Origin of the sequence: Actinacidiphila oryziradicis, assembly GCF_005047355.1 — a bacterium.
GTDB lineage: Bacteria > Actinomycetota > Actinomycetes > Streptomycetales > Streptomycetaceae > Actinacidiphila > Actinacidiphila oryziradicis.
The window spans coordinates 44020-50019 of sequence record NZ_SUMC01000061.1 but is presented as its reverse complement, the minus strand read 5'-3'; the positions used below and the strand labels follow the sequence as shown (position 1 = coordinate 50019).

The 6000-nt window shown below is 66.6% G+C and carries 7 protein-coding genes; 6 read left to right on the top strand and 1 reads right to left on the bottom strand.

The features are described 5' to 3' along the window. Positions 1–505: 505 nt before the first annotated feature. Complete coding sequence (locus FCI23_RS38375; RefSeq protein ID WP_136728791.1) at positions 506–1030, bottom strand: DUF4232 domain-containing protein; 525 nt, start codon at positions 1028–1030, stop codon at positions 506–508. 221 nt (positions 1031–1251) lie between these two features. On the opposite strand from FCI23_RS38375, the gene FCI23_RS38370 reads away from it, so the two are divergent. The 6 genes from FCI23_RS38370 to FCI23_RS38345 all read left to right on the top strand — a co-directional run bounded on the left by FCI23_RS38370 (position 1252) and on the right by FCI23_RS38345 (position 5922). Continuing rightward, complete coding sequence (locus FCI23_RS38370; RefSeq protein WP_136728790.1) at positions 1252–2706, top strand: MFS transporter; 1455 nt, start codon at positions 1252–1254, stop codon at positions 2704–2706. Then, positions 2696–3685: a sigma-70 family RNA polymerase sigma factor gene (locus tag FCI23_RS38365; protein WP_136728789.1), complete on the top strand. Its 990-nt coding sequence runs from the start codon at positions 2696–2698 to the stop codon at positions 3683–3685. Before FCI23_RS38370 ends, FCI23_RS38365 begins: the two co-directional genes overlap by 11 nt. Further along, entirely contained in the window at positions 3682–4218 is a 537-nt protein-coding gene (locus FCI23_RS38360; protein ID WP_136728788.1) for a DinB family protein, read from the top strand. The genes FCI23_RS38365 and FCI23_RS38360 overlap by 4 nt, the downstream gene beginning before the upstream one ends. After that, complete coding sequence (locus tag FCI23_RS38355) at positions 4215–4862, top strand: dihydrofolate reductase family protein (protein WP_169317117.1); 648 nt, start codon at positions 4215–4217, stop codon at positions 4860–4862. Before FCI23_RS38360 ends, FCI23_RS38355 begins: the two co-directional genes overlap by 4 nt. A 410-nt stretch (positions 4863–5272) precedes the next feature. Beyond that, positions 5273–5503: a FitA-like ribbon-helix-helix domain-containing protein gene (locus FCI23_RS38350; RefSeq protein ID WP_136728786.1), complete on the top strand. Its 231-nt coding sequence runs from the start codon at positions 5273–5275 to the stop codon at positions 5501–5503. After that, positions 5500–5922: a type II toxin-antitoxin system VapC family toxin gene (locus tag FCI23_RS38345; RefSeq protein ID WP_136728785.1), complete on the top strand. Its 423-nt coding sequence runs from the start codon at positions 5500–5502 to the stop codon at positions 5920–5922. The genes FCI23_RS38350 and FCI23_RS38345 overlap by 4 nt, the downstream gene beginning before the upstream one ends. Positions 5923–6000 lie beyond the last annotated feature (78 nt).

Here is a 6000-nt window from a genome sequence, read left to right as displayed (position 1 = left end):
CGTCGTCCGCTGACCACAGCCATAGCCCTTCCTGACCCAGACAAAGCCCCCGCAACGGCCGATGCGGGGGCTTTGTCGCGGGCCAGGAAACCCCCAAAAAAAGGCCGCGGGCGCGGTCGCGACAAATTCCCGGCCCTCTCTGAGAAAATCTCACACATTCACCTGACGCGCATTTAGACAATCATGTGGCGAGTTTGGCACGCGGCACCGCGCCGATCGCATCTGACGACGCTCATGCAATTGGGGTTCTGGGACAGCCGGGTGCCGGGCTGGACCGGGATTCGCCCAGCTGTTCCAGCGATTCGGGCGACAACCTCCCGGCCCGGCCCTGGACGCCCCCCTCGGCTCGAAGAACCGCACGACCGCACCACGAGGCCAAGTGACGCACCCGTTCACCGGGCCTGCGGCATACTGGCCGCACGCGTCGGCACGGCCAGCGTCGCGAGGGGGCGGACGCTGCCACGTGTCCGCTGTCCCCGGCGGTGTCCCCGCACGGGCCGCGGTGTCAGTTGGTCTTGGGCCGGCTGGTGGACCAGGCGGTCTCCGTCAGCACGCCGTTGTCGAGCGGGTGCGAGAAGCCGACGGTGCTGTGGCTGTTGCTCCCGGTGGGCGCGATCTGCAGGTACTTGGCGTTCGCCGTGTGGGTACCGGTGCGTGTCCAGGCCAGGTCGGCGTAGGCGCTCTGGCCGTGCTTCAGGGTCACGGTGTGGGCGCCCGGGTTCTTGGTGAAGTAGGTGCTGCCGTGCTTCACCGTCGTCTTGATCGCCTTGTGGCCGGAGCCCTCCAGCGCCAGCCCGGCGTAACCGCTGATCGTGCAAGTCGCCTTCCCCGTGTTGGTGACCTTCAGCACGGTTCCAAAGCTCGACATCTCGGCCTGGGTGCCCGTCACGACGGCCTTGAGGGTTCCGGGCTGGCAGGCCGCCGCCTTGCTGGTCGCCGTGTGAACCGTCGCGGTCGTCGCGGAGGCAACGCCGGCACCACCCAGAACAACGACGGACGCGGCGGCCACCACAGCTATCAATGCACGCATGACGTGATCCCTTTGTATCGAAAAAGGCGGCCTCGCTGTCTCGCTGGCCTCTTGCGTCAAAGCCTCTCCCTCGCATATCCCGATTCCGTCACTGCTGATCAACGAGGGGGCGACGACCGGGGATACCGGCCACCGGACGGTGATCGTCGGCCGATGGGAGCGATGAATCTGGCTCCTGGGGCGAGTCGATACCAGTGACTTGCCTACTGGAAGGACTCACCATGAGCGTCACCGTGCCTGCGAGGCCACGAGCGTCACTGGGCTGGGTACTTGCGATTACGGCAGCCGCTGCCCTGATCGTGGCCTTGGATCAACTCGTGGTCGCCACTGCGCTGCAGACGATTCGCCGCGACCTCGGCGCCTCCATGGCCAGCCTGGAGTGGACCGTCAACGCGTTCAGCCTCAGTTTCGCGGCACTGATGATCCCCGGCGCGGAGCTCGGGGACCGCATTGGACGTAAGCGGGCCTACGTGATCGGTCTTGTCGTCTTCGCGCTGGCTTCCGCCGCATGCGCCATTGCACCCAGCGTCGGGTTGCTGATCACGGCTCGAGTCGCGCAGGGCGCCGGTGGGGCCCTCATCTCACCGGCCGCCCTCGCTCTGCTCACCGGCGCGACGCCTCCACAGAAGCGTGGCGCTGTCATGGGGATCTACGCCGCCGTCATGGGATTGGCGGTGGTCGGCGGTCCGCTGGTCGGTGGTGCCGTCGCACAGGGCATTGCGTGGCAGTGGATTTTCTGGATCAACCTCCCGGTCATCGCAGTCGTCCTGCCGTTCGCCGCGACCAAGCTGATCGAGACGAAGGGAAACCCTGCCCGTCCTGACCTGCTCGGCCTCGTGCTGGCGGCCGCGTCGATGTTCGGGATCGTGTGGGGGCTGGTCCGCTCGGGTGCCGCCGGCTGGTCCAGTGGTGAGGTGCTGGGCGCCCTGATCGGCGCCGGCGTGGTGCTGGTGTTGTTCGTCGCCTGGGAACTGCGGGTGAGTCAGCCGATGCTGCCCATGCGTCTGTTCAGGATCCCCGAGTTCGCGGCGGGAAACCTGTCGACGCTGCTGCTCACTGCGTCGCTGTTCAGCACCGTCTTTTTCCTCGCTCAGTATCTGCAGATCGGCTTGGGCTACTCGCCGCTCGGCACGGGAGTGCGGTTCCTGCCGTGGACGGTGCCGCTGTTCTTCATCGCACCTGTTGCCGGTCGGTTGCAGGACAGGATCGGTCCACGGTGGCTGATCTCGGTTGGTCTGACGCTGCAGGGCGTTGGCTTGGTGTGGCTCGCGGTCACGGCGCACGACCACGACTCGTACGGCAAGATGGTCACGGCGCTGGTGCTGGCCGGCGTCGGTACGTCGATGGCGATGCCTGCGCAGCAGACTGCGGTCATGAGTTCGGCGCCGCTGTCGTTGATGGCCAAGGCCGCCGGCACGTTCAGCACGGTGAGGCAAGTCGGCGGGGCACTGGGTATCGCGATTGTTGCCGCGGTGTTTGCCGCTCACGGCAGTGATCGGTCGCCGCTCGAGTTCGCGAACGGGTTCTCTGCTGCGATCACCGCGTCAGCGGTGATGGCGTTCGCCGGTGCCGTGAGCGGGGTGTTCGCTCCTGGCCGGAGGCCGGTCGCGGCAGTACAGGTGACACCGGCTGCGCAGCCGGTCGTGAGCGCTGAGGGGGAACTCGGTGTCAGGTGAAGGCAACGCGGCTGGCGGACGCTTCGCTGAACTGGCCGATCCGTATCGCAGCGAGTTGCTGGCCCACTGCTACCGCATGGTCGGGTCCCTGCACGATGCCGAGGATCTGGTGCAGGAAACGCTACTGCGGGCCTGGCGCGGCTACGAGAACTTCGACGGGCGATCATCCCTGCGGACGTGGTTGTATCGCATCGCCACCAACACCTGCCTGACGGCGCTCGGCAGCACCCATCGTCGCGTGCTCCCGTCCGGTCTCGGCACGGGCACGTCGGACTCCGAGCACGCTGATCTGCGGCATCTGGACAACGTGTCCTGGCTCGAGCCTGCTCCGACGTCCGATCTCGCCGGGCAGGCTGATGATCCTGCCTCGGTCGTGGCCCTGCGGGACAGCACCCGACTGGCGCTGGTCGCCGCATTCCAGAAGCTCCCCGCCCGGCAGCGTGCGGTCCTGATGCTGGTTGAGGTGGCCGGCTATACGCCGGCGGAGGTCGCTGATCTGCTGGGTGTCACCGTCACCGCCGTCCGGAGCCTGCTCCAGCGAGCGCGAGCGACCCTCGCCAGCGACGCACCGGTCCTGGAGCGAGTGGTTCCGACGCCTGACCTGGATTCTGGCCTGCTGCATCGATACCTGCGGGCTTTCGAGTCAGCGGACATCGTGGCGCTCGCCGAGCTGCTGGTGGCGGACGTGGAATACGAGATGCCGCCGATCCCCGTCTGGTTCCTCGGCCGGGCGGCTGTGCTCGATCACCACATCCGTCGAGTGTTCAGCTGCGGGCGTCGAGCGCTTCCGACGTCCGCGAACGGGTACCCCGCGCTGGCAACGTACGTTGAGACGGCGGACGGGTCGTTTGCGGCACACGGCATCCAGGTCATCGAGCCACGTGACGGACTGATTTCTCGGATCACGGTGTTCCTCGGACACGAGCTGTTCCCGAACTTCGGGCTCCCGCTGTCCCTCCGCACGTCGTCGAGCTCATGACCGGAACATCGCACCCGCTAGACCTGCTGACGCGCGCCGCAGAGGTCATGAGCGCGAGTCTCCACGGGGCCGCGCAGGTCATGCCCACCCGTCCGACCCCGTGCACCGAGTGGGACCTCGGCACACTCGTGCACCACGTATCGGATTCGGTTGCGGCACTGACCGAACTGATCAGCGGTGCCACGCCCTGCCCCGGACCGAAAGGTGACTGCACGCAGGTCCAGTTCGAGATCCGGCGGCTGCTCCAGGCAGTCTCGCGGTCGCCGTGCGACCGTCCGGACATCGGATTGACGGCACTGACAGGTGCCTTCGAACTCACCGTGCACGCCTGGGACGTCAACGAATCGACCGGACGACGCGCACCGCTACCTGCTGATCTGGTGAGCACTCTGCTCACCTTCGCGCCGGTCGTGCTGGGCAACGTCGAACGCGAAGGACTGTTCGACTCCAGCTACCCGCCGTCGTCCGACCAATGCACCGACACGGACAGGCTGCTTGCCATGTTCGGCCGGAAGGGAGAGATCGTCCGATGAGTCGCCTCATCGTCCAGATGCAGATGTCCATTGACGGGTTCGTGGACAGCGACGTGCCCGGTTCACGGTGGCAACTTTGGGACTGGGGACCGAACTGGACCTGGAGTGCTGACGCCCGCGCCCGGTTCAACGCCCTGTTCGCCTCCGCTTCGGGCATCCTGCTCAGCCGACCGATGGCCGGCGAAGGCTACTTGACCCATTGGCGCCGGACCGCCGAACAGCACCCGGACGAGCCCGACTACGAGTTCGCGGCGCGTATCGGCCGGCTTCCGAAGTTCGTCGTCACCGAACACCACGTAGCCGACCAGCCAGGCACGAAGGTGATCAACGGGTCGTTCGCGGAGGCAGTGCGGCAGGCCAAGCACGCTGTCGACGGGAACCTCATCTGTTTCGGCGGCGCCGGCTTCGTCGCAGCCCTGCTTCAGCACCACCTGGTCGACGAACTACAGCTCTACGTCAATCCCGGCCTCGCCGGCCACGGGGCCCGGATCTTCGGCGACACCCTCGCAAGGGACAGGTTCACCCTGCTCGATGCAACCCCCACCGCCTGCGGAATCCTCATCACTCGCTGGAACCCGACCAGGCCAGAACATCCCTCCGACGTCGCCGCAGTCGAACTGCCTGCCTGGGAAGGAATCGAATGACCACGGCCGGCTGGAACATTTGGTTGTGCCGGCCGCGAGTATCGCCAGCGTCGTCGTCTTCCCGGTTCCGGCGCCGACCTGCAGGACCAGGTGGTCCCCGCGCCGGAAGGTCTCGCCAGCCGTGCTCTGCTCAGGGATGGGTGCGGGCATCGTGCTCCTCAAAGGGCGAGCGCGGCTTCATAACGCGATCGCACGGTGACACACAGAGATGATCTCCGTCCGGCGATCACACAATCAGCTACCCCCTCCACACTGCCAGCCGGATGATGACCCGCGCTCGGCAGGACAGCCGACGCACGGCCAGCACCCTCTGGCCGTGTCGCACGCCGCACGGTTGGGTCAGCACCGGCGTGCGGTACAGCCAGCCCCTGACGACTGCATATCGCCTGCATTGCTGCTAAAATGAAGGCATGACCGCGATCACGATCCGGGACGTCCCGGACGACACAGTCAACGCTCTGAAGGTCCGCGCCGCACAGGCGGGCAAGTCGCTCCAGGCGTACACCCTGGAGCTTCTCTCCCGGGAAGCTGTCAAGCCCACCCTCGCGGAGATGGCCACACGCCTGGAGCGTGAAACCCGCACCGAGCTCGATACGACCGACATCCTCGACGCCATCGAGGACGGGCGGGACCGACGTTGATCGTCATTGACTGCTCCAGCCTTGTGCACTTCCTCCTCGACCACGGCAAGACCGGAACCGCGATCCGTGAGCGGGTGGGCCGCGCCGATACTCTCGCAGCGCCGGGCCTACTGGACTACGAGATCACCTCGGCCGCCTTCGGGTTGGCCTGCAGCCGGCGAGGGTGCAAGCCGAAGATCACAGAAAAGGAGGCACTGAAGGCGATCACCGACTACCAGGCCCTCGCTCTCGACCTGCACCCAACGCTGGTCCTGTGGCAGCGCGTACGCGAGCTGTCGAACAACCTCTCCGTCTACGACGCGCATTACGTGGCCCTCGCAGAGAGCTTCGGCGTTCCGCTGATCACCAGCGACGCCAGGATCGAGCGCAGCGGAGCAACACGCTGCACGATCGAGACCTTCGAGGCATCCAGCACCTGACCCCAGCAGCACCAACGTGCAGGGGCTTGCCGCACTGGGTCCGGCCTTGGCGTCCGCCACGCCCCGATCAGGTTCTGG

Excerpts from the sequence above, each read along its gene's own strand:
- FCI23_RS38375 (WP_136728791.1), bottom strand. The coding sequence starts at position 1,030 with ATGCGTGCATTGATAGCTGTGGTGGCCGCCGCGTCCGTCGTTGTTCTG.
- FCI23_RS38370 (WP_136728790.1), top strand. The coding sequence starts at position 1,252 with ATGAGCGTCACCGTGCCTGCGAGGCCACGAGCGTCACTGGGCTGGGTA.
- FCI23_RS38360 (WP_136728788.1), top strand. The coding sequence starts at position 3,682 with ATGACCGGAACATCGCACCCGCTAGACCTGCTGACGCGCGCCGCAGAG.
- FCI23_RS38355 (WP_169317117.1), top strand. The coding sequence starts at position 4,215 with ATGAGTCGCCTCATCGTCCAGATGCAGATGTCCATTGACGGGTTCGTG.
- FCI23_RS38350 (WP_136728786.1), top strand. The coding sequence starts at position 5,273 with ATGACCGCGATCACGATCCGGGACGTCCCGGACGACACAGTCAACGCT.